At 38.9% G+C, this 22,275-nt stretch carries 16 protein-coding genes and 1 tRNA gene; 10 read left to right on the plus strand and 7 right to left on the minus strand.

Going from position 1 to position 22,275, the window contains the following annotated elements:
• Positions 1-7: 7 nt before the first annotated feature.
• Complete coding sequence (locus ACY2RU_RS17155; RefSeq protein WP_490139713.1) at positions 8-1,525, minus strand: OmpP1/FadL family transporter; 1,518 nt, start codon at positions 1,523-1,525, stop codon at positions 8-10.
• Positions 1,526-1,558: 33 nt separating this feature from the next.
• Positions 1,559-2,545, minus strand: a complete 987-nt coding sequence (locus ACY2RU_RS17160; RefSeq protein ID WP_490139714.1) for a hypothetical protein — start codon at positions 2,543-2,545, stop codon at positions 1,559-1,561.
• 102 nt (positions 2,546-2,647) lie between these two features.
• On the opposite strand from ACY2RU_RS17160, the gene proS reads away from it, so the two are divergent.
• The 3 genes from proS to rpsT all read left to right on the plus strand — a co-directional run bounded on the left by proS (position 2,648) and on the right by rpsT (position 4,547).
• Complete coding sequence (gene proS, locus ACY2RU_RS17165; protein WP_490139715.1) at positions 2,648-4,120, plus strand: proline--tRNA ligase; 1,473 nt, start codon at positions 2,648-2,650, stop codon at positions 4,118-4,120.
• Between the two features lie 77 nt (positions 4,121-4,197).
• Positions 4,198-4,269, plus strand: a tRNA-Glu gene (locus ACY2RU_RS17170).
• Between the two features lie 26 nt (positions 4,270-4,295).
• The gene (gene rpsT, locus ACY2RU_RS17175; RefSeq protein WP_490139716.1) at positions 4,296-4,547 is read left to right on the plus strand and encodes a 30S ribosomal protein S20; all 252 of its coding nucleotides are present in this window, start codon (positions 4,296-4,298) and stop codon (positions 4,545-4,547) included.
• Between the two features lie 72 nt (positions 4,548-4,619).
• On the opposite strand, the gene ACY2RU_RS17180 is transcribed toward rpsT, so the two are convergent.
• On the minus strand, positions 4,620-5,678 hold the full coding sequence (locus ACY2RU_RS17180; protein ID WP_490139717.1) for a hypothetical protein: 1,059 nt from the start codon (positions 5,676-5,678) through the stop codon (positions 4,620-4,622).
• Positions 5,679-5,810: 132 nt separating this feature from the next.
• On the opposite strand from ACY2RU_RS17180, the gene ACY2RU_RS17185 reads away from it, so the two are divergent.
• Positions 5,811-7,247 carry an HTTM domain-containing protein gene (locus ACY2RU_RS17185; protein WP_490139718.1) on the plus strand — a complete coding sequence of 479 codons (1,437 nt, stop codon included), beginning with the start codon at positions 5,811-5,813 and terminating at the stop codon, positions 7,245-7,247.
• A gap of 18 nt (positions 7,248-7,265) precedes the next feature.
• On the opposite strand, the gene coaD is transcribed toward ACY2RU_RS17185, so the two are convergent.
• Both coaD and ACY2RU_RS17195 read right to left on the minus strand, forming a co-directional pair.
• Positions 7,266-7,745 carry a pantetheine-phosphate adenylyltransferase gene (coaD, locus tag ACY2RU_RS17190; protein ID WP_490139719.1) on the minus strand — a complete coding sequence of 160 codons (480 nt, stop codon included), beginning with the start codon at positions 7,743-7,745 and terminating at the stop codon, positions 7,266-7,268.
• Between the two features lie 105 nt (positions 7,746-7,850).
• Positions 7,851-8,828 carry a D-alanine--D-alanine ligase gene (locus tag ACY2RU_RS17195; protein WP_490139720.1) on the minus strand — a complete coding sequence of 326 codons (978 nt, stop codon included), beginning with the start codon at positions 8,826-8,828 and terminating at the stop codon, positions 7,851-7,853.
• A gap of 149 nt (positions 8,829-8,977) precedes the next feature.
• Here ACY2RU_RS17195 and ACY2RU_RS17200 point away from each other — a divergent pair, with 149 nt between their 5' ends.
• Complete coding sequence (locus tag ACY2RU_RS17200) at positions 8,978-9,592, plus strand: PASTA domain-containing protein (RefSeq protein ID WP_490139721.1); 615 nt, start codon at positions 8,978-8,980, stop codon at positions 9,590-9,592.
• Positions 9,579-10,625: an RluA family pseudouridine synthase gene (locus ACY2RU_RS17205; protein ID WP_490139722.1), complete on the plus strand. Its 1,047-nt coding sequence runs from the start codon at positions 9,579-9,581 to the stop codon at positions 10,623-10,625. The genes ACY2RU_RS17200 and ACY2RU_RS17205 overlap by 14 nt, the downstream gene beginning before the upstream one ends.
• A 45-nt stretch (positions 10,626-10,670) precedes the next feature.
• On the opposite strand, the gene ACY2RU_RS17210 is transcribed toward ACY2RU_RS17205, so the two are convergent.
• Positions 10,671-12,437 (minus strand): T9SS type A sorting domain-containing protein, encoded by a 1,767-nt coding sequence (locus ACY2RU_RS17210; protein WP_490139723.1) that lies wholly within the window; start codon positions 12,435-12,437, stop codon positions 10,671-10,673.
• Between the two features lie 196 nt (positions 12,438-12,633).
• Between ACY2RU_RS17210 and yaaA the strand changes: the two genes are divergently transcribed.
• Positions 12,634-13,395 (plus strand): peroxide stress protein YaaA, encoded by a 762-nt coding sequence (gene yaaA, locus ACY2RU_RS17215; protein WP_490139724.1) that lies wholly within the window; start codon positions 12,634-12,636, stop codon positions 13,393-13,395.
• 124 nt (positions 13,396-13,519) lie between these two features.
• Positions 13,520-14,179, plus strand: a complete 660-nt coding sequence (locus ACY2RU_RS17220; RefSeq protein WP_490139725.1) for a uracil-DNA glycosylase family protein — start codon at positions 13,520-13,522, stop codon at positions 14,177-14,179.
• Between the two features lies 1 nt (position 14,180).
• On the opposite strand, the gene ACY2RU_RS17225 is transcribed toward ACY2RU_RS17220, so the two are convergent.
• Entirely contained in the window at positions 14,181-17,471 is a 3,291-nt protein-coding gene (locus ACY2RU_RS17225; RefSeq protein WP_490139726.1) for a VCBS repeat-containing protein, read from the minus strand.
• A 178-nt stretch (positions 17,472-17,649) separates the two neighbouring features.
• Between ACY2RU_RS17225 and ACY2RU_RS17230 the strand changes: the two genes are divergently transcribed.
• Positions 17,650-21,033 carry a VCBS repeat-containing protein gene (locus ACY2RU_RS17230; RefSeq protein WP_490139727.1) on the plus strand — a complete coding sequence of 1,128 codons (3,384 nt, stop codon included), beginning with the start codon at positions 17,650-17,652 and terminating at the stop codon, positions 21,031-21,033.
• Between the two features lie 243 nt (positions 21,034-21,276).
• On the plus strand, positions 21,277-22,275 hold a 999-nt coding region (locus ACY2RU_RS17235; protein ID WP_490139728.1), incomplete at its 3' end, for an HYR domain-containing protein.

Genomic DNA, 22,275 nt, shown 5'->3' on the forward strand with positions numbered 1-22,275 from the left:
AGTTTTACTACAGATTAAATCCAAGTGTTAAAACCACGTTACTGTATACTGTGTCAATAGAAGCAATATCGGTAAGACCAACATTATAAAGCTGTTCTCTGCGTGACTGCTCTGCTCTAGCATATGCTAGGTCAAAATGATAATTTCCGCCGTTATAACCTAATCCTAATGAAAATCCTTCAAGAGAACTCATTATCTCTTCATCTTGATACGGACTTTCTTCATAGCGAAGGCCAGCGCGTAAACTCAAACGATCGAGGCGATATTCTCCCCCCAATCGATATGAAGAGGCTCCCTTAAGGCTGTTTTCAATAATCCGATTCTGTTCCTGAAAAAAAACATCAGAATCGGGGCTAAAATTAATACCAGCGTAATTTTTATAATTATAGTCAAAACTCACTAAGCCTTTGTCACTTAAAACATAGGCAGCACTCGCGCCAATTTTAGCAGGTGTTCGTAATTGATAATCTTTGTAAATATTAAGTACACGTGGATTAATACGTTCAGTTAAAACCTGATTATCCACAGTGCGTTCTGTTTCTAAAAATTGTGTTGTTTCTTCGGAAATAGTATACCACGTTGGAGTGTCATAATTAATTCCTACCCGAAACTGATCACCTATTTTTGCGATTCCACCAATTTGAGCTGAAAAACCACTTCCCAAAACTGATAAATTGTTTTCAAAAAGAACAGAATTTACAAGGCTGCCATTGTTATTGTTTCCTTCAAAAAGAAGTTTACTTTCAGAATAATCAATGATATGTGAATTCAAATTAATTCCGAAGTAATAATCATTAGTGTACTGTGTAGCAATGTTTAAAGTGTATTTACCAACATATCCTTCCGACAGTTTAGAATATTCCTGATCAAACAAACCGGGTGCAATGTTGGAAATATATTGTGTATTTCCGCCGTCATCATTAACAGGGTCGAAAATATAGCCCTGATACCCTAAAAGGGCATTTTGAGCTGCGGTTCCCTCTGTTTCGCCTAAAAATTGATATAATTCTGAAATACTTTCACCTTGTCTTAATTGTAATAGGTCTAACGGAATTCCTTGAGCTTGTTCTAGAAAAAAACTATCAATCGAATTATTTGCAGTACCACTGATAAAAATATCATCACTTAGATTTCGTGACATATTGTAATTTACTCCAATAGTGAGTTTTTTCCAATCTGATTCTTTATTTGCGTTATCAAAAACAAAAATAGCACCTGCTTGAGAAATATTAACATCTGTGTCAATACTTCTGGTATCTGTGCCGAAATACGAATTATTATTTTCACGATCTGAAATAGATAAAGAAAGAACACCGCCGTTATTTAGAAATACGGCTCCCCCAGCAGGGTTTATCGAAAGTGCAGAGAAATCACCTCCTAAAGCGCCAAATGCGCCACTCATTGCTGTGTATCTTGCAGTTCCAGTAGGTTCTTCTAATGAATATCGAAGTCCGTCGGTTAAATTTTGCGCGTCACAAAAAGCCATAGAGATGACCATTATGAACGAGATTGAGATCTTTTTCATAGGTAAATGATTGTAATTAAGGTTTTAATAAATTTAACCGCGTCCGCCGCCTCTTCTTGATCCGCCGCTTGAGCGTCCGCTGCTTTTCGAGCTATTTAAAGAGCCGGAACCTCTGCTAGACGAAGGTCTTGAATTTACGCTAGGTCGAGATGTAGGTCTTGAGTTTACGCTAGGTCTAGATGTAGGTCTTGAGTTTACACTAGGTCTAGATGTAGGTCTTGAATTTACACTAGGTCGCTGTCTTGATGTTGATCGCGAATTGATAGTAGAGTTTCTTCTTGAATTAGAAACGTTAGGTCTATTAATTGAGCTTCGTCCGCTTCGACTAGAATTTCTTGCATTTGATGCATTGTAACGAGATCTTGAGCTGTTTCGGGCACTGTAATAATCAGTGTTTCTTCTACCTCGATTATAAGCATAGCTATTGTGATGGCTATGGCCGTATCCATGACCATAGTAAGCTCCATAGTAATTATTGTAATAAGGATAGTAGAACCCACCCCAGTAATTATTTGCATATCCCCATCCGGTATATCCCCATCCCCAGCCGAAACTTATACCCCAATAGGGTCTGTAGTTATACCCCCAATAATTACCATACCAACACGGATTTGAATATCCCCATCCATAATTGTTGTAAATGTTAACCTCTACTGTCTCAGCATTACTACCCCAGCCTCCATTATCACGCTCGTAGTTAGCTTCTTCTGTAATCACGTAGCCATCTTCATCGAGACGTTCGGTGGTTGAATAAGCATCAACATCAGTAAAGATATCTCCATCTTCCGGAAGCGTGTAGGCTTCGGCATTAGATTTAAAATACTGTTTGTAGTAATTCGATTTATCTTCCGTTTCTTGTGTCGCATTGTCCGTATTTTCAGCGTCACTAGCGGCATAGATACCGTCTGTCTCCCCGTACTGATTGTTGTTATAGGTTCCGCAGGCGGAAAGAAGTAGCGCTGCGCCCGCTGCAAACAGCAGTGGAATTCGCTTTGTTAGGGTGGAGTACAAGGTTTTCATATCTATTGTAATTAAATTGTTGGACATTATAAAAATAGTTAGTTTTGCCGAGAACTACTAACTATTTAACTAAAACACAACATTTGTGCCAAACTACCTGCTATGGCTAAGAATTTAACGACAAGAGACGAAGATTATTCAAAATGGTATAACGAGTTAGTAATCAAGGCTGACCTTGCTGAAAATTCGGGAGTAAAAGGCTGCATGGTAATTAAGCCATACGGATATGCTATCTGGGAACGAATTCAAGCCGAATTGGACCGAATGTTTAAGGAAACGGGCCATCAGAATGCGTATTTTCCTATTTTTATTCCGAAGTCATATTTCAGCAAAGAAGCAAGTCATGTAGATGGTTTTGCAAAAGAATGTGCGGTCGTTACTCATTATCGCTTAAAAAATGATGAGAATGGGGGTGTTATTGTAGACCCTGATGCGAAGCTAGAAGAAGAGTTAATTGTAAGGCCTACTTCGGAAACGATCATTTGGGATACCTATAGAAAGTGGATCCAGTCTTATCGCGACTTGCCTTTGTTGATCAATCAATGGGCCAATGTAGTGCGTTGGGAAATGCGCACGCGTTTATTTTTGCGAACCACCGAATTTTTATGGCAAGAAGGACATACGGCCCATGCTACTGAAAAAGAAGCTATTGCAGAGGCGGAGCAAATGATGAACATATATGCCGATTTTGTTGAAAATTATATGGCGATTCCAGTTGTCAAAGGACTTAAAACCGAGAGTGAACGTTTTGCAGGAGCTGTTGAAACATACTGTATCGAAGCGCTGATGCAAGATGGTAAAGCACTACAGGCTGGAACATCTCATTTTTTGGGACAGAATTTTGCGAAGGCTTTTGACGTTAAATTTCAGTCTAAAGAAGGAAAGCAAGAGTATGTATGGGCTACCTCATGGGGGGTTTCTACGCGACTTATGGGTGCTTTGGTAATGACACATAGTGATGATAACGGACTCGTTTTGCCTCCAAACTTGGCGCCAGATCAAGTGGTGATCGTTCCTATTTATAGAAATGATGAGCAGTTTGACGCTGTAAGTGAAGCCGCTACTAATTTGATGAAAGAACTTAGAGCTAAGGGATTACGTGTTAAATTTGATAATCGGGACACACAAAAACCAGGTTGGAAATTCAATGAATATGAATTAAAAGGGGTGCCAGTACGTATCGCTATAGGTCCTAAGGATCTCGAAAATGGGACATTTGAGGTGGCCCGAAGAGATACATTGACCAAGGAAATTGTGAGTAAAGACGAGATCGTTGATCGCATAGTGGGACTAATGGATACAATTCAAGAGCATTTATTTAATAAAGCTATTGATTACCGTACAGAATACACCACCGAGGTAAGCTCATACGATGAGTTTAAGGAGGTTTTAGAGCAGAAGGGTGGATTTATACTTGCGCATTGGGATGGTACAGTAGAGACAGAGGAGCGCATAAAGAATGAAACAAAGGCAACCATTCGTTGCATTCCTTTGGATATTGAATCGGAACCAGGTAGCTGTATGGTATCGGGTAAACCGTCTGCAAAAAAAGTGCTTTTCGCGAAAGCCTATTAATTTTTTAGAAAAAAGTTTATTAGGATTTGCAACATTGAAAAATAGTTGTATTTTTGCATCCGCATTAAAAAATAAATGGTCCGTTCGTCTAGGGGTTAGGACGCCAGGTTTTCATCCTGGTAACAGGGGTTCGATTCCCCTACGGACTACAAAATTAAGTTATAAAAAATAAATCATGGCGAATCATAAGTCAGCATTAAAGAGAATTAGAAGTAGCGAAACAAAGCGCCTACGTAACCGTTACCAACACAAAACGGCTCGTAATGCTATGAAGAAGCTTAAGGAGCTTACAGATAGAAAGGAAGCTGAAACTATGTTTCCATCAGTTGTTTCTATGATCGACAGATTGGCTAAGAAAAATATTATCCATGATAATAAAGCAGCCAACCTAAAATCAGGTTTAGCGAAGCACATCGCTGCGCTTTAAGAAATGTAGCTTAAATGAATTGAAGACTCCTTCAGGAAACTGAAGGGGTCTTTTTGTTTTTCATACTTTTTTTTATTCGTGCAGTTCGATAGTGAGGTCGTCAAAATATACCGATGCTTGCGTTTCCGAAGAAAGGTAAAATAAGACACGAACGCGTTCTGTCTCTAGCGGAATACAAGTAGCAGTAACAATTTGGTCATCATATAAGGTTGGTCCCGGAGTATAGGAGTCGATCAGTTCAAAATACCTTCCGAAGCGCTTGTTTGCTCCATCATATAGATCTACTACAATAGCTACAAATCCACTATCAAGTCCTTTTGTGATAATATCTCCATGAATCTTTAGATTTGAGCATAGACTAAATTCTGACACATCAAAATCTTTATACCAATAGCCAAAAGCAGCCGTTGTGTTATCACCTGTTGCAGTAATTCCCAATGAATAGGGTGAAGAAGTAGTGTTTTCTTCTTCAATAAAGTAGGTATAAGGTGTCTCTAAGGGATCATTGTCAATTGTTTCTTGCTGCCAGGTATCAATAGATTGTGAATTTATATCATCAGTCGCCCAGGTTGCGGTATAAAATTTTTCTTCGGCCCAAGGCGGAGTAGCCATATTTGTTTGTAATAATTCATCCAAGTAAAAATTTCGCTGTGTTGGTTGATATTCGTGGTAAACCCTATAATTACTACATACATTGGTACACATAAGTGACGAATATGACTCATTTGGGAATTTCATCACTTCATGACTTCTTCCTAAAAGGGAATGTCCTAACTCATGATAGATCAAATTCTCTTTTTCTATATCTGTACGGGAATGCCAGCAGTTATTAGTGTTTAACACTTCGATAAGTCCACTTGTGTTGTAATACGCATAAGCACAATAATTTCCTTGAACCATACTAAATTGGTCTACGAATACGATTGTCAACGATCTGTTGCGTAGATTAGTTCCGCGTAGTTCCATTTCGTAGTAAAAACTTTCAACATAAGGTTGAAAAGCATTTTCAATATAATTTCCGGCTGGCGGATTGTTGTTAGATTGATTAGGGATCACTTTATAGTCGTCATGCTCAAAACAGGCTGAGCAACAAAGTATAAGCAGCAGATAGGGTAATAAGTGGGATTTCATAAGACTTTTTTTAAAGCTATTAAAAACCCATGGGTCGCTGGTTTCTTTTCTTCGGAAAGCCGATAATAATAATTATTATTAAGGAATTAGTATATTTCGGTTCAACTTTAATAGTTTACTGAGCCATTTGAAATGATCGATAAAATCCAAAAATTACTCTTTACCCAAATAGATGCCTCTGTAGTTAGCCTCTTTCGTATTGTTTTTGGATGTTTTATGGTCTATCAAATGATGTATTATTTCCAAATTGATTATACGTATCAGTTTATGGCAGGTCCGCAGCTGTTATTCTCATATCCCGGACTGTCATTTATGCAACCCCTGCCTTTAGGGATCTTAAAAATAGTACACGTAGCACTGTTGTTGGCTGCGGTTTTAATAGCTATCGGACTTTGGTATCGGTACGCGATTATTTTCTTTTTTATAGGATTCACATATTTTTCGTTTATCGATATTACGCTTTATAACAATCATATTTACCTAATTGCTTTGCTCGCATTTGTTATGATTTTTATCGATGCCGATAGAAAGTACAGTATCAGCGCTAGACGAACTAAAACCGATCCTGTTTTAAAAATTCCAGCATGGAATCATTATCTCCTCGTTTTTTTAATCGCATTGCCCTATTTCTATGGAGGTATTGCCAAATTATCGTCAAATTGGTTAGATACGAACTTGGTTTCTGTAATGGTCGATGCTTCTGGTGATAGTACGCTAAGCAATCTCTTCTCTAAGGAAGTGCTCGTTGGATTTTTAAAATATGGCGGAATTGTCTATGATCTCGGTATTGTATTTTTGTTGCTCTTTAAGCGTACCAGGCTTCTTGGTGTTTTGTTGGTGATTATTTTTAATTATACAAATCACTCTCTTTTGTTTGATGATATAGGGATATTCCCTTTTTTGATGATCTGCTCAACCATTTTGTTTTTCAATGCTGAAAAAGTTAATGACTTTATTCAGTCGTTTAAGAATAAAGAACAAGCAAATAAAGTGTCTAAAAAAGAAGCGAAACGTCTTCGGAAACTATCCAAAAAAACAGCTTCAGCTCCTGAAATCGTTGCTCAGCCTACCGAACAATTATTTACTCGAACCATCAAACAAACATGGATCACCGTTTGTCTATGTGTGTTTGTGTTATTTCATCTATTATTTCCGTTCCGATATATTTTAGTGACCGATAATCCAGAATGGTCGGGGCAGGGATCTCGGTTTGCATGGCGAATGAAAATGCAAGCCAAGGAAGTCATATCATTTAATATGACCATAAAAGACAATGCTACGGGCGCTACTGGGCCTATTGAGGCTAAAACATTCTTGTCAACAAATCAATCCATGCATTTGCTCGAAGAGCCGTATAACTTAATTCAATTTACCAAATTCTTAAAGCCTAAGATCGAAAAGGAATACAATATTAAGGATCCAAGTATTATGGCTGATGTTGTTGTGCGCTTTAACGGACTACCACCACAGCCTCTAATTTCGCCAACAGCAGATCTTACTCAGGTAAACGAGCGGGCTTTTGCCAAACATGAATGGGTTGTACCGCTACGAAAAGAGAGTAGCCAATAAGCGAAGAATTTTAGAAAATTATTTTTTAATTTTTACAACGCTTGTTGGTACCAAAGCAGTAATATCGCCACCATTACGGGCAATGTCACGAACTATTGAAGAAGAAATATAACCGTATTCCGGACTGCTAAGAAGAAAGATGCTATCTACACCATTTACCTTTTCATTCGCCTGAGCAATGGTTTGTTCGTAGGTGAAGTCGGTTGTATTGCGTAAACCGCGTAAAATACATATCGCTTTTTCTCTTTTGCAGAAATCGGCCGTAAGCCCTGTATAAGAAGTAACGCGAATGTTTGAATATCCAGCAAAAGCCTTTTCAATAAAGGCAATACGATCTTCTAATGACCACATATACTTTTTTGCGTCATTAATGCCAATGGCGATGATGATCTCGTCAAATAAGGGCAGCGCACGTTCTATAATATCAACATGACCCAATGTGATAGGGTCAAAAGAACCTGGAAAAACGGCAATACGATCTGTAGTTTTAGTACTCAAAATACTATATTCAAATTTATAATTTTATTATCCTTCACGCGTTGAAGGCCATAGAGCAGACAAGATAACGAATCTTCGCATCATTTTCCAATGACAGAGCCTATCTTACCGCAGTGCTTCTTCAATAAGGTCACCAAAAAAGCTTGTCAGCGTCATTCCAGCTTCTCTAATTTGCTTCGGAATGATACTTTCTTTGGAAAGCCCTGGTGTTGTATTAACCTCTATCAAGTGTGGTATTCCTTGCTGAATGATAAATTCACTTCTACTTACTCCTTTCATGTTAAGTATTTTGTAGATACGAATAGCTTCAGTTTGAACAGCCTTAATTAATTCTTCGGAAATACGCGCTGGCGTGATTTCTTGCGATTGCCCCAAATACTTCGCGTCGTAATCAAAAAATGCATTTTCGGAAACAATTTCGGTAGGCGAGAAGGCCTTAATTTCGCCGTTTGAACTATAGACACCAATGGAGATCTCAGTCCCTACAAGTGCTTTTTCAATAATTACTTCGGCATCCTCTTTAAAAGCTACGTCAAGGGCTGGCATAAATCCTTCTTCCGAAGTGACTCGGCTAATTCCAAAACTGGAACCTGCTCGATTTGGCTTTACAAAACAAGGCAATCCTACTTTTTTAATGATTTCAGAAACATTCAACTCATCGCCCTTATTTACGTAATACGAAGTAGCGCAATGTATTCCGAAGCCTTTTAAAACCGAAAGACAGTCTCGTTTGTTAAAAGTGAGAGCTGCTTGATACGAAGGCGCGCTCGTTTGCCGAATATTCAGTAGCTCTAGATACGCGGCTAAAAGGCCGTTTTCTCCGGGAGTTCCATGAATGGTATTAAACACAGCGTCAGGAATGATGGTTTTTGTACCATCATAAAAGCTGAAATTAGATTTGTCAATGGGATGTTTTTCTTCGGAAGGTGAAAGGTAGAACCATCCTTCTTGAAGAATATGAACTGGGTAAATATTATATTTTTCGGTATCTAATGCTCCGCAGACAACCATTCCACTTTTAATGGAGATGTCAACTTCAGTAGAATAGCCGCCCATGCATACAGCGATATTTTTTTTAGCCATAACAAAAAGGTTTTTACAGCGTTTTTAAGGTTGCAATCCCAAAGAAACGTTCTTTCTTTGTAAATTAAGTTGCTTTAACAAAAATATCACTAATCTAGAAAAGGATACTAGCATTCGATTTTATATTTTTGCCAAATAACCATTCGTGTATGACATTCTTCAAATTCCTCTTTACCAAGGCTTTTTTAAAGCAACTGCTTTATGCGGCTTTAGTACTCATTGTGTTGTCTTTTTTGATTTTGTGGTGGTTGCGAAGTACAACCAATCACGGGCAGCAGATTGAAGTACCTTCACTGGCAAAGATGTCTTTAGACAAAGTAGAGGAGACTCTAGATGAATTAGACCTCCGATATGAGGTCATAGATTCGGCAAATTATAATCCCGAATACCCTCCTTTCTCTGTTATTGAACAAATTCCGAAGACAGGAAATTTCGTAAAAGAAGACCGAAAAATATACCTTACCTTAAATCCTTCAGATTATAGAAAGATCGTGATTCCTCCTGTTGTTGGTAAGACCAAGAGACAAGCAGAGCCAACTTTACTTGCTATGGGTTTTAAGATTGGAAAGGTGAGTACCCGAAAATATATTGCGAAAGACGAAGTTTTAGAACTTCGACACAAAGGATCAAAAATAGAACCAGGAGATGAACTTCCCAAAACGTCTGTTATTGATCTTATAATTGGCGATGGCTCCGGAAGCTTAAGTCAGGGCGCAGACAATGATGATGCACCCACAGAAACTGAAAGCGATGACTCAAACTAACGGACCAGAATTACCCGAAACAGATAACGACGACCTCTACGAACATTTTAGATTTGTTGCCGATAAAGGTCAACAACCCCTGCGCGTAGATAAGTATCTTATGAATCGTGTGGAAAATGCTACGCGAAATAAAATTCAAAAAGCAGCCAAAGACGGAAACATTTTTGTCAACGATGTTGCCGTAAAGTCTAGCTATAAAGTCAAGGGTAATGATATTGTTACTGTGTTATTTGAACACCCGCCTTATGAACAACTACTGGTTCCGGAAGATCTACCCATTAATATCGTTTACGAAGATGATGATGTATTGGTAGTAAATAAAGAACCCGGAATGGTCGTGCATCCTGGGCATGGAAATTATAGTGGAACCCTGATCAATGCACTTACTTTCCATTTTGATAACTTACCAAACAACAGTAGTAACCGGCCAGGGTTGGTACATCGGATTGATAAAGATACGAGTGGCTTATTGGTGATTGCCAAGACTGAAGAAGCCATGACGCACTTATCGCGTCAGTTTTTTAATAAGAGTACAGAACGTAAATATGTAGCGCTCGTTTGGGGAAATGTTGAAGAAGACGAAGGAACCATTGAGGGGCATATAGGTCGTCATCCTAAAAACCGACTTCAAAATACGGTGTTTTATGGAGATGATGCTGAAGAAAAAGGCAAGGTTGCCGTCACACACTATAAAGTGCTAGAGCGTTTAGGCTATGTTACCTTAGTGAGTTGTCAATTAGAAACAGGACGAACACATCAAATACGTGTTCATATGAAGCATATCGGACATACGCTCTTTAACGATGAGCGGTATGGAGGTGATAAAATTTTAAAAGGAACGACGTTTACAAAATACAAACAGTTTGTAGATAACTGCTTTAAAGTTTTGCCAAGGCAAGCACTGCATGCAAAGACCCTTGGGTTTGTGCATCCCGTAACCGGAAAGACATTGCGGTTTGATACAGAACTTCCGGAAGATATGGTATTGTGTATTGAAAAGTGGCGAAATTACGCTACCCATGTAACCGAATAAAAAAAGCCAGCAGTTAATTGCTGGCTTTTTGCTTTTATAAATACACTACTGTTTTATCCAGCGTGCGATATGAGTTTCTTTTCCGTCGGAAACACTAATAAAGTAGATTCCTGCAGCTATGCCTTTAAGGTCATAGGGTCTGGCTTGGTTTTCAATCCATGTGCTCTTTTCAGAAAAAAGTATTTTTCCATCTATTGTATAAATGTTTAAGGTGGCTTCATTCATTGTAGCTCCTAGAGAGAGGGTAAAAATTCCTTCGGAAGGGTTTGGATAAACACGAAGTGTTTGGTCTACAGTATTCAGGTCTTGGACACCTAAAGGCTCTTCAGGAGTAATGAGTCCGTCACGATGATTGCTTCCTTTATAACCGTTGCTATAGATCTTGTCTTGATTATAAGGAACGTTTAAATTGTATGTATTGACAAATGTCGAGTCAATCCCTGTTCCGAAGGTAAGGGTATATGAATTTGCTGTTAGATCCATCATTCCGTCGCCATCAACATCGCCAATTACAGCGCCATTCAGAAATGTAAATCCGCGTGGTCGTAGTGGAAAGCCAGCAACTTCGCCTGAGCCATCCATAGAGTAGGCATGAATATAACCGTTATCATCCATATCGGTAAGAACACTTCCGAAGATAATTTCAGGAATATTGTCATTGGTAATATCTGCAATGGTTAATACACCTTCATTTCCACCATATTTTTCAATTGGAAAGTTGGTCAGGTCGGTGCCATCTGGAGCTAGCCCATAGACGGTAGGTAATGGGTCATTTGTTCCGCTAGTATTTCGATCTGCCATAAAAATATCATAAACACCGTCATTGTCAAAATCGGCAACTGTTGAAGGAGAATATGTCCATCCGCCTAACGGAATAGGCCATCCCGGAGCGTAAGTTGCGTCGTGATCCATTACGTAAAAAGCGGCTGCATCTCCGTGGTTGCTTCCTACTATTTCGAGCGTTTCATCTCCGTCAAGATCTACTAAAATAGGTGATTGATACGAGTATTTTACGTTTGGGTCGGTCAGCGGAAAACCAGTTAAAAGGTCGCCATTGGCATCAAAAGCATACATTCCAGTTGAGGAGGTAGCAATAACCACATCCATATCGCCATCATTGTCGATATCACCAATAGAGGGTGTAAAAGCGGGTGTTGCATTTACTTGTACAGGCCAATTTGCATTGAGTGGAGAGCCATCAAGATTAAAAACATGCACATACCCTTCAGCACTTCCTGCGCGACGGCAACTTATAATATCTAACGCGCCATCCCCGTCAACGTCAGAGACTGCTGGGGCATTAATAAACCAATTGTCTGAAAAATTCTGTGGCCAGCCCGGAAGATCAGTTCCTAGGTTGTCGGTAACATAAATTCGGCCAACCGTGGTTGGATATCCAGTATTCACGATAATTTCAACAGTACCATCATCATCAAGATCGGCAACAGTTGGTGGAAGTAGAATAGGACCTAATACAGTTTTTGACCATAAGATCGTTCCGTCGCCTTCCAACGCGTAAAGCGTGGTATCGATTCCGTATAAGATCTCTTCGATCCCGTCATTGTCAATATCAGCTAAGGTAACCCCTCGTGAGTTTTTAATTTGCGGATTGGTAGGTCTACCAAATGTAAAGTTACTTTGTCTCGAATTGCTTCTGTTGTAATCTTGCGCTAGTGTAAGGGGCATATTGATCTGAGTAACAGATAAATTACCATCTTCATTGAGCTGTGCTTGTTTCGCTGTATTTTCTTGAGCAGTCACGGAGAGGCTAAGAAGTGAGATAATACAGGGAATTAAAATAGTTTTCTTCATTGTTTCTAGTATTGGTTTCTATAAAAATAGCAAAATTTAACCGCGGTTTGAATTTGGCGTTGATGAATTTCAAATAAAAGAAAACGCATTTCAACTCCTTACAACATAAACAGGCTTTATAATAAGATCATTTCATTCAATGTTCTAGCTCCTTGAAGCCACATTTTCTTCTTATTTTTACTGAAAAGAATTATATATGAAAATTGTAGTGTCTCCAGCTAAAAGTCTTGATTTTGAATCGAAATTACCAACCAATCGAGGAACGCAACCGAAGTTTCTGGAAGAAGCCGAACAGATCAATGCGAAACTAGAACGTCAATCTAAAAAAACCATCGGAGCGCTTATGCATATTAGTGATAAACTCGCTGAACTCAACTATCAGCGCTACAAAGATTTTAAGACACCTTTTACTAAAAGTAATGCGCGTCCAGCGGTGTACGCTTTTGCAGGGGATGTGTATCAAGGTTTGGACGCCTATACTATTTCCGAAGATAAAATAGATCGATTACAAGACTCGTTGCGCATCCTTTCTGGGATGTACGGTATATTGCGACCTTTAGACCTTATGCAAGCCTATCGTTTGGAAATGGGAACCGATCTAAAGATCAATAGAAAAAAAAATCTTTATGAGTTTTGGGGCGACCGTATCACTGAGGCCTTGAATGATGAATTAGAAGTCGATGAATTGTTTCTCAATTTGGCAAGTCAGGAATATTTTAAGGTCATTAACACCAAAAAACTAAAAGTTCCTGTGATCGCTCCCGTATTTAAGGATTATAAAAACGGAAAGTTAAAAATCATTTCTTTCTTTGCTAAAAAAGCGCGCGGAAGTATGACGCGTTATGTGATCGATAACAATATTGACACCTTGGAGGGCATAAAAGCATTTGATCTTGATGGATATGCATATAGTGAGCAATATACTGAAAAGGAGAATGAACCGGTCTTTGTTAGATAAGCTAAAGATTGTTGATCAAAAAGTTGTGATCTACCTATAACATTTAACAATGAAGATGAAGTAGGGACGATCAAGGAATTATAACATATCCTCACAGCAATAAAATTAATACCCAACACTTAATTTGTTTCATCACACGCATCCATATCCGCCGTTTATTCCTAAAAATGCTACTAAGCTTATTGTAGGTACCTTACCTCCGCCAAGATTTACTATTGGTGAACTAAAACCAGATGATGTGAATTTTTGCTACGGAAGTCGCGACGGACAGCTTTGGCCAATTCTCAATGCTATCTTCGATCTTGGTTTGGTTTATGAGAATACAGATTTTGCGATCAACCAACGAAAGGATTTTTTAATAGAACGAGGAATAGGTATTTGCGATATTGTTGATTCTTCACATCGAGACAAGATTGACGCAAGTGATCTTGGAATGCAAAATATTGAATTGCGTGATCTAGTGACAATTTTAGCCGACTATCCCAAAGTAAATACATTGCTGTTTACGGGCGGAAACAGCAAAAATGGTCCGGAGTTTTTCTTCCGAAGACATCTAAAAGCGCATCAGCTATCCTTGCAAAAAGTTTCCGATGACGTTCCTCGAATTCATCAGTTTATACTTCCGAAGTCGGATAGAATTATTAAAACCGTTTCTCTAACTGCCCCTTCGGGTGCTGCCAATAGAGCTGTGGGAAGCATGGATGCTTATAAGAAAATGAAAGCTGCTTTTCCTGAAAAGACAACAATCGATTTCAGAATAGAACAATACCGACCTTTCTTTTAGCTTACGGTTCTAAAGAAAATACCTCAAGTGGTCCGTTGTTGCTCCCAACAATATACTCAGTCCCTCCATTGATAGTGATCTCGGTAATGTCTTTGGCATCACTTACGATCGTCGGGTCGTATTTTTTAGTGTAGGTAAATTCACCTTTTCCATCACCCAGAAGCACATAGCCAAAATTACTGTCGTATCTAATAGTTTCAACTTCCGCATCATAGATCGCACCAATACCCATGATATCTATAAATCCATCATTATTAAAATCTTTTGCAATGATTGATAAGGTTGGACCCAATTGTGCTTCATTGACCAATTTGCTAAGGGTAAATGTTCCGTCGCCATTATTTTGAGCATACATGGTTTCAAAATGATGTGCAACCAACTGATAGGCATCATTAAGCTTGTCTTCGCCGTAAATAGCATTCATGTCTAGACTTGCAAATTCTTTATATGTTTCAATTTTTTCTAGCAGGAATGGGTTTTGCTCAGAGCTACATTGCTTACCACGAACAGGAACTCGTTTACCTTCGTTGATCTTTGAAAGTGCCACGTCAAAAGATCCATTCTCATCAAAGTCTTTGGCGTAGATAAAGAGTGGCTTTTCTTCTTTTGGCTGAAATTTATTGTTTTTTCCCATGTTTCCGAAGACATAATCCATATCGCCATCACCGTCAAAATCACCTTGCGTTGCACTAAACCACCAGCCTTCATTTTTATCAAAACTCGGGATAGATTCTTTTGTAAAATGACCTTTATGGTTGCTAAAAATGGTAGGATTCATCCATTCGCCAACGGTCAGAATGTCTAGATCATTATCGTTGTCATAGTCGGTAAAAAGTACTTCAGAGATCATTCCAGGCGAAGTTAGATCTGCATTTTCGGAAGTTACATCAGTAAAAACACCCCCGTTATTTTTCAGAAGATAGGAGCGTGGCGCTAAAGGATATTTTCCTGGAATCACATTTCCGCCAACAAATAGATCTAGGTCACCATCGTTGTCATAATCGGCGGCTGCGATCGCTTTGCCGGAAGTTAGCATTTTTGGCAACGCTTTATTGTTTTTGCTGAAATTTCCTTTTCCATCGTTGAGGTATAATCGATCTTGTAATAAAGGATCATTTTCCGAAAGTTCGTAGCCAGCGCTAACCACATAAAGATCGAGATCTTTATCGCCGTCTGCATCAAAAAATAAGGCGTTTGCGTCTTCGTATTTAGCCTCTTGGTTCCAAAGCGATTCGTTGGTCTTTTTAAATTTTCCTGAACTATCTTGAATGTACAAAGCAGCGGCTGCGCCCAAGGCATTTCCGACGAAAAGATCATCCAAACTATCACCGTTTACATCACCTGTAACGATGCCAGTACCTTTAGTAGATTGTTTCTGCGGAATTAGAAGTTGCGCTGCATAGTCGTTGTAGTCGTTTTCTTGATGTTGGTAATCGAGTCCGAGTGCTTCTGAATTCTTTGATTTTTTTAGCGGAGTATCTTGCTGAAATGCCACACGCTCGTTAGTGGCGGAAACATAATCGATCGTAATACGTTCATTGACCGAAACATCAGGAACCACTGAGGTTTTTCCGTCGGGCCAAACAACCGTCACCTTTTCAATTTTTGAAGCATCACCTAATCCGAAGTGTACAATTTCGGGCATGGAAGATTGATATCCTCTGGTGAGATATAGTTGTTGAAGTTGCGTTCCTTTTTCCGTAGTTAAGTACACTTTTGAACCAATTCCTAGTTTGTTTTTGTTGCTGCCCTTAAGTTTTACTTGTAGGTAATTCTTATTTTGGTTGTTTCGGTAAATAGCTAAGGGGTCATTGGTGTTATTTACAACTAAGTCGAGGTCGCCGTCATTGTCGAGATCTGCGTATGCTCCTCCACTAGAAAAACTAGGGTCTGAAAGTCCCCAATTGGTTGTTTCGTTGCTAAAAGTGATATCGCCCTTGTTTTTGTACATATAATTATCAAGTTTCTGTGAGGGCATCAAAGCGAGAAGATCTTCAAGAACGGCAGGTTCTTTTTTTGCTTCTTTCTCTCGGAGATAGGTTCGGAAATCTTGATTGGTATAATCTTTAATGACACCGTTTGTGATGTAGATGTCTTTGTTTCCATCGTTATCATAATCGGCTATAAGTGGTGCCCAGCTCCAGTCGGTTTTTACAACACCGCTCATTTGTCCGGTTTCGTTATAGGTTCCGTTACCATTATCAATATGGAGCATGTTGGCCATATAGGCGTGATGGTAGCCTACTTCCACCATACTCAAAAAGTTTTGGGTACTCATGGAAGCCATATTCTCTTTACCTCGGGCGTAATTTTCGGCGAGCATATCGAGTGTCATAAGATCGGGTAGCAGATCATTGTTGAGGTCTGCTAGATCAGATCCCATGCTGTTGAACGAAATATGTTTCATTCTGCTATTGATCTCATTTTTAAAAGTTCCGTTTTGCTGATTTATATAAAGAACATCCGGCTCTAAAAAGTCGTTGGAAACATAAATATCGTCCCAGCCATCTTTATTAAAATCTCCAATTGCGGCTGCGAGACCCCAAGCTTTATTATAGAGTCCAACTTCACCTGTCACTTTCGTGAATTTAGTACCGTCATTTCTATAGAGTTGATCGCTAGTGACTTCTTCGATGTCACGTTGAATTTTACCGCTAATTTTTGCATTATTTTTAAAGTCGTAACGATAATTAACTACGTATAAATCAAGATCACCATCTCTATCGTAGTCTAGTGTATATGCTTGGGTTGTATAACCAGGGTCGTCTATTCCCCAAGCGGCGGCGTCTTCTTTAAAGGTGCCATTTTGTTGATTCACAAAAAGTAAATTTCTTCTCGCGTCATCATCCTTAAGCGAAGCCGCTTTTGACACATAGATGTCAAGCCAACCGTCATTATTAACGTCTAGCATGGTCACGCCTGTGGAGAATCCTTTGTAATCTTCTGTGTGTGATGATTTGGTGATATCTTTAAAGGAAAATTTGCCTTCGTTTTTATACAGTTTGTTAGGTCCCGTGTTTGAAACTACGTAAATATCTGCGAGTCCGTCGTTATCTATATCTCCAACGGCTACACCAGCTCCTGCGTATAGATACGGATAATTTAAGAAGTTGATCTCCATATTTTCAACAACGGTGTTGACGAAGTTAATACCGGAGGTCCCAGTGTCTATTTTTGAAAACTGCGTGTTTGTTCCATCTGTAAATTGCGCTGTTTGTTTTTCTTCGGAAGTTGGTTCTTGGCAAGCGAGTATTAAAAAGAAAAGACTCGCTAAATAAACATTTAATTTCATAATACTAGCAGTTAGAATGGTACCAAATATAGAAAAACATTGAGACATTATTGGTCAGTGTTTAGGAATGCTCTTTAGATATGTAAAAGACAAGAGTTTAATTTTTTAAGATAGTTTTAACAAATTATTTTTTTGTCTACTTTAGTGCGCTCAAAACAAGGTTAAATATAGTTGCATTATGGAATTAATTAAGACACGCTTGAACAAACAATTTTCTACTAGATTAACCTTGATTTTACTGATTTCTTGCGCTGTTCTTTTTTTATCGTGCAATGATTCTGGTAGCGAAGTTAGTAAAGAAGGTGAAAAAGAATTGTATTCGGGGCCACTGTTTACCTCAATGAATGCAGCCCAAACGGGGGTTGCATACGTGAACATTCTTCCAGAAGCTACCCCATCTTTGAATTATTTTGCCTATCCAAATATTTATAATGGAGGAGGCGTGTCGCTGGGTGATATAAATAATGACGGCTTAACGGATATTTATTTTACGAGTAATTTTGGGAATAACAAACTATATCTCAATAAAGGAAATTTCAAATTCGAAGATATAACCCAAAGAGCAGGATTAAAAGGAGCTTGGGGTTGGTCTAACGGAACGAGCATGGTTGATATTAATGGAGATGGTCTTTTAGATATTTACGTTTGTCGATCGGGTAATGTTCCTGCTGATAAGCGACGCAATGAACTCTACATTAATTATGGAAATCTTACGTTTTCGGAACAAGCGGCGGAGTATGGTTTAGATAGTGAAAGTTACTCGGCGCAAGCTAGTTTTTTTGATTATGATGGAGATGGTGATTTGGATATGTATTTAGCAAATCAGCCAAACACTTTATTGGTTGGTGAAAATTTTGACACTGAGCGGCGTCAGCGTAATGACTTGACTACCGATAAGCTCTTTCGAAATGATCAAGGAAAATTTGTTGATGTAAGTGTGCAAGCTGGTTTGGTAAACAATGGTATCGGGTTTGGGCATAGCGCATCAATTGGTGATTTGAACAATGACGGTTGGCCAGATATTTATGTCACCAATGATTACACCGAGCACGATTATCTCTATTATAATAATGGCGACGGCACTTTTTCAGAAAAACTAAAAGAAAGCATGCGTCATATTTCCATGTTTTCGATGGGATCTGATATTGGTGATTTTAACAACGATGGTCTGTTAGATATTATGGTGGTCGATATGGTTGCTGAAGATAATTATCGAATTAAAACCAATATGTCTGGAATGAATCCTAAAGCCTTCAAACAAACCGTCGACGATGGCTTTCATTATCAGTATATGACAAATACGCTTCATATGAATAACGGAAATGGCACTTTTAGTGATGTTTCTAAAATGACGGGGTTATCGAGTACCGATTGGAGCTGGGCGCCGTTGTGGGCTGATTTTGACAATGATGGGCTGCAAGATCTATTTGTGACAAATGGATATAGAAAGGATGTGCGAAATAATGATTATTCAAAAATAAAAGATTCCATTTTAAGAGAAATGGCTAAGCAATCCACGGGGCACTTTGAGTATATTCAAAAAATCTTGAACATCATGCCCGAAGTTCCTATTAAGAATTATGTTTATAAAAATGAAGGGGATATATCGTTTTCAAACAAAAGTGAAGCATGGGGTATTACCGAAGCCTCATTTTCAAATGGAGCAGCGTATGCAGATCTCGATAATGACGGCGATCTGGATATGGTGATTTCAAACATTGATCAAGAAGCGATCCTATATAGAAATAATGCAGAAAAATTATCCGAGACCAATTTTGTCAAGGTCGCGCTTCAGGGTTATGGTAAAAATGCCTTCGGAATTGGAGCGCGCGTAACCGTAAAAGCGGGCGATAATTATCAAACAAGAGAGCAGTTTTTGAATCGAGGATATATTTCTTCCGTAGAAAACAAGCTTCATTTTGGTTTAGGTAAAAACACGAAAATTGATTCGTTATGGGTGAAATGGCCTAATGGTGACAATCAATTGCTTACGAATTTAACCTCCAATGAATTAATAACCATTCAGTATAAGGAAAATAGCAAAGCTCCTTTGGCACAGCTATACCAAAGAAAAGGGAAGGTTTCTATTGAAGAGGTGACTCAAGAAGTTGGTGTTGATTTTGTACACAAGGAGAATGATTTTGACGATTTTAGCAGAGAGATCTTACTGCCTCATAAAATGTCTACTATGGGTCCAGGAATGGCCGTGGCCGATGTGAATGGTGATGGTTTAGAAGACTTTTATATTGGTGGAGCCAAAGGATTTTCGGGAAGCATGTACCTGCAAACAACAGAAGGTACGTTTCAAAAAGCAAACACCAACATATGGAGTAAAGATGCCGGAAGTGAAGATATGGCTGCAGTTTTCTTTGATGTGGATAATGATAATGATCAAGATCTGTACGTAGTTAGCGGCGGTAATGAGTTTGATGTCAATTCACCCTTTTTACAAGATCGCTTATATATTAATGACGGTTCGGGAAATTTTGTCAAGAAATTGGATGCGCTGCCTAAGATGCCTACGAGCGGCGGTGTTGTGAGTGCTTCAGATTATGATAATGATGGTGATATGGATTTGTTTGTAGGAGGTCGAGGAATTCCTGGGATGTATCCCAAAGCACCGCGCAGTTATCTTTTACAAAATCATAAAGGAATTTTTACAGATGTTACTGAAGCGATTGCTCCAGCGGCTTTACGACCTGGTTTGGTTACTTCGGCACTATGGTCAGATTATGACAATGATGGAAGAGCAGACCTGATCTTGGCTGGCGAATGGATGTCAATTACAGTGCTTCGTAATACTAAAACTACTTTTGAAAATACGAGCGAAGCACTAGGACTTACTAATACTGAGGGCTGGTGGTACAGTATTGCGGCGGGTGATTTTGATGGTGATGGTGATGAGGATTATTTGGTTGGTAATTTGGGTCAAAATTATAAATATCAAGCAACTTCAGAGAAACCGTTTGATATCTTTTATGACGATTTTGACAATAATAATCAAGGTGATATTGTATTGAGTTATACCGAAGATGGGAAGTCGGTTCCCTTACGAGGAAGAGAATGCTCTTCACAACAAATGCCTTTTATAAAAGAAAAGTTCAAAACATATGATGCTTTTGCAAAAGCCGAGTTAAAAGATATTTTTACGGAAGAGAAATTGAATAAGGCATTACACCTCCAGTCAAAAACATTTCAAAGCATGTATCTGCAGAATAACGGTTTAGAGCCTTGGAAATTAACTGCTTTACCGCGACTAGCTCAGGTGTCTTCGGTCAATGGTATTGTGGTTCAGGATATTAATGGAGATCAGAAGCTGGATGCAATTTTAGCTGGAAACTTATATGGATCTGAAGTAGAGACGCCGCGAAATGATGCGGGTAACGGACTTGTAATTTTGGGCAATGGTGATGGTTCTTTCCGGTCACTGGGTGTTTCAGAAACGGGATTCTTTGCTCCTTATGACGTCAAAGCCATGCATCAAATAAAAGGTTTGAAGGCGAATTATATAGCGGTAGTAAATAATAGCGAGCGTCTTCAGATATTTCGAGTCAAGAAGTAGGATTTTATCTTCAAACCCCGTCATTCTTATAAGAACTTACGTATTAATTGTTTGTTGGAGGTAAATAATTTTAGGGTACTTAGTTCTTGTAACTCATTGTAATCCTGATGTTTGTATGAGGGTGATTTCTGCTAAGAAAATAGCAACGAATCTTGGCGCTAAAAATTATGTTTATGGTTTGTTAAAGTGATTTTTTATGTTATTTTTAACAAATTATTCTAATTAATTTAAATTTCTTAATTCATGAAAAAAATTACACAAATTCTTGCGCTTAGTATGCTCATGCTTTTTGCATGGCAAACGCAGGCGCAGACTGAAATTCCGCAACAAGCTGGGACCCTCACGTCGGGGACAGACTTTGTTGATGGAGACATTTACACAGACTCAGGTGGGTCTGCGGCAAATTATTCACTTAACGAAGGTTCTACGTTAGTGCTTCAAGCACAGGCTACTGAAGAAATTGTAGTTACTTTCACCACTTTTGATGTTGAGGCGGGTTCTCAATGTTGGGATTCTTTGGCCGTAACAGGTGATACGGGTGGTTTTGATGCCACGTATGCTGGGGATGATTTCGATAATGGCGCAACTCTACCATGTACTGATGCTACCGATGCTGCTGGAAATCCAACGTTAGGGCCGTTTACTTCAGCTGTTGGAGGATCTTTAACATTTGCCTTTAACTCTGATGCTTCAGTTGCTCAGGGAGGTTGGACGGCAGATATCTCTGTAGTAGCTGCTTCAGATCCAAATGCTCCAATTATTGTATGTCCTGGAGACATTATGGCAAACAATACGCCAGGTCAATGTGACGCTGTAGTAAACTTTAGTGATGCAGTTGCTATTGATCCTAATGGAGGAACCGTAACGGTTGTTCAAACAATGGGTCCTGCAAGTGGAACTGTATTCCCAATTGGAGACACACTTATTGAATTTACAGCGACTAATGATGATGCTCCTAATGAATTTACTACATGTCAATTTACTATTACAGTAGTAGACAACGAGCCACCATCGCAATTTGACTGTCCAGACAACATTATTGTTGACAACGATCCAGGTGTATGTGGTGCTTTAGTAGATTACCCAGATCCTATCTTAGTTGACAACTGTGTTATGGGTGGCGGATCAAATACTGGTACATATGACATGACCATTTATATTGAAGAGCCTGCTCTTGCAGCTTCTAATGCATTTAGCTTTACAGGTGCTGAATTGGGCGCTGTAACAGATGCGACCCTTACA

Source organism: Ulvibacter sp. 2305UL32-6 (assembly GCF_058148545.1).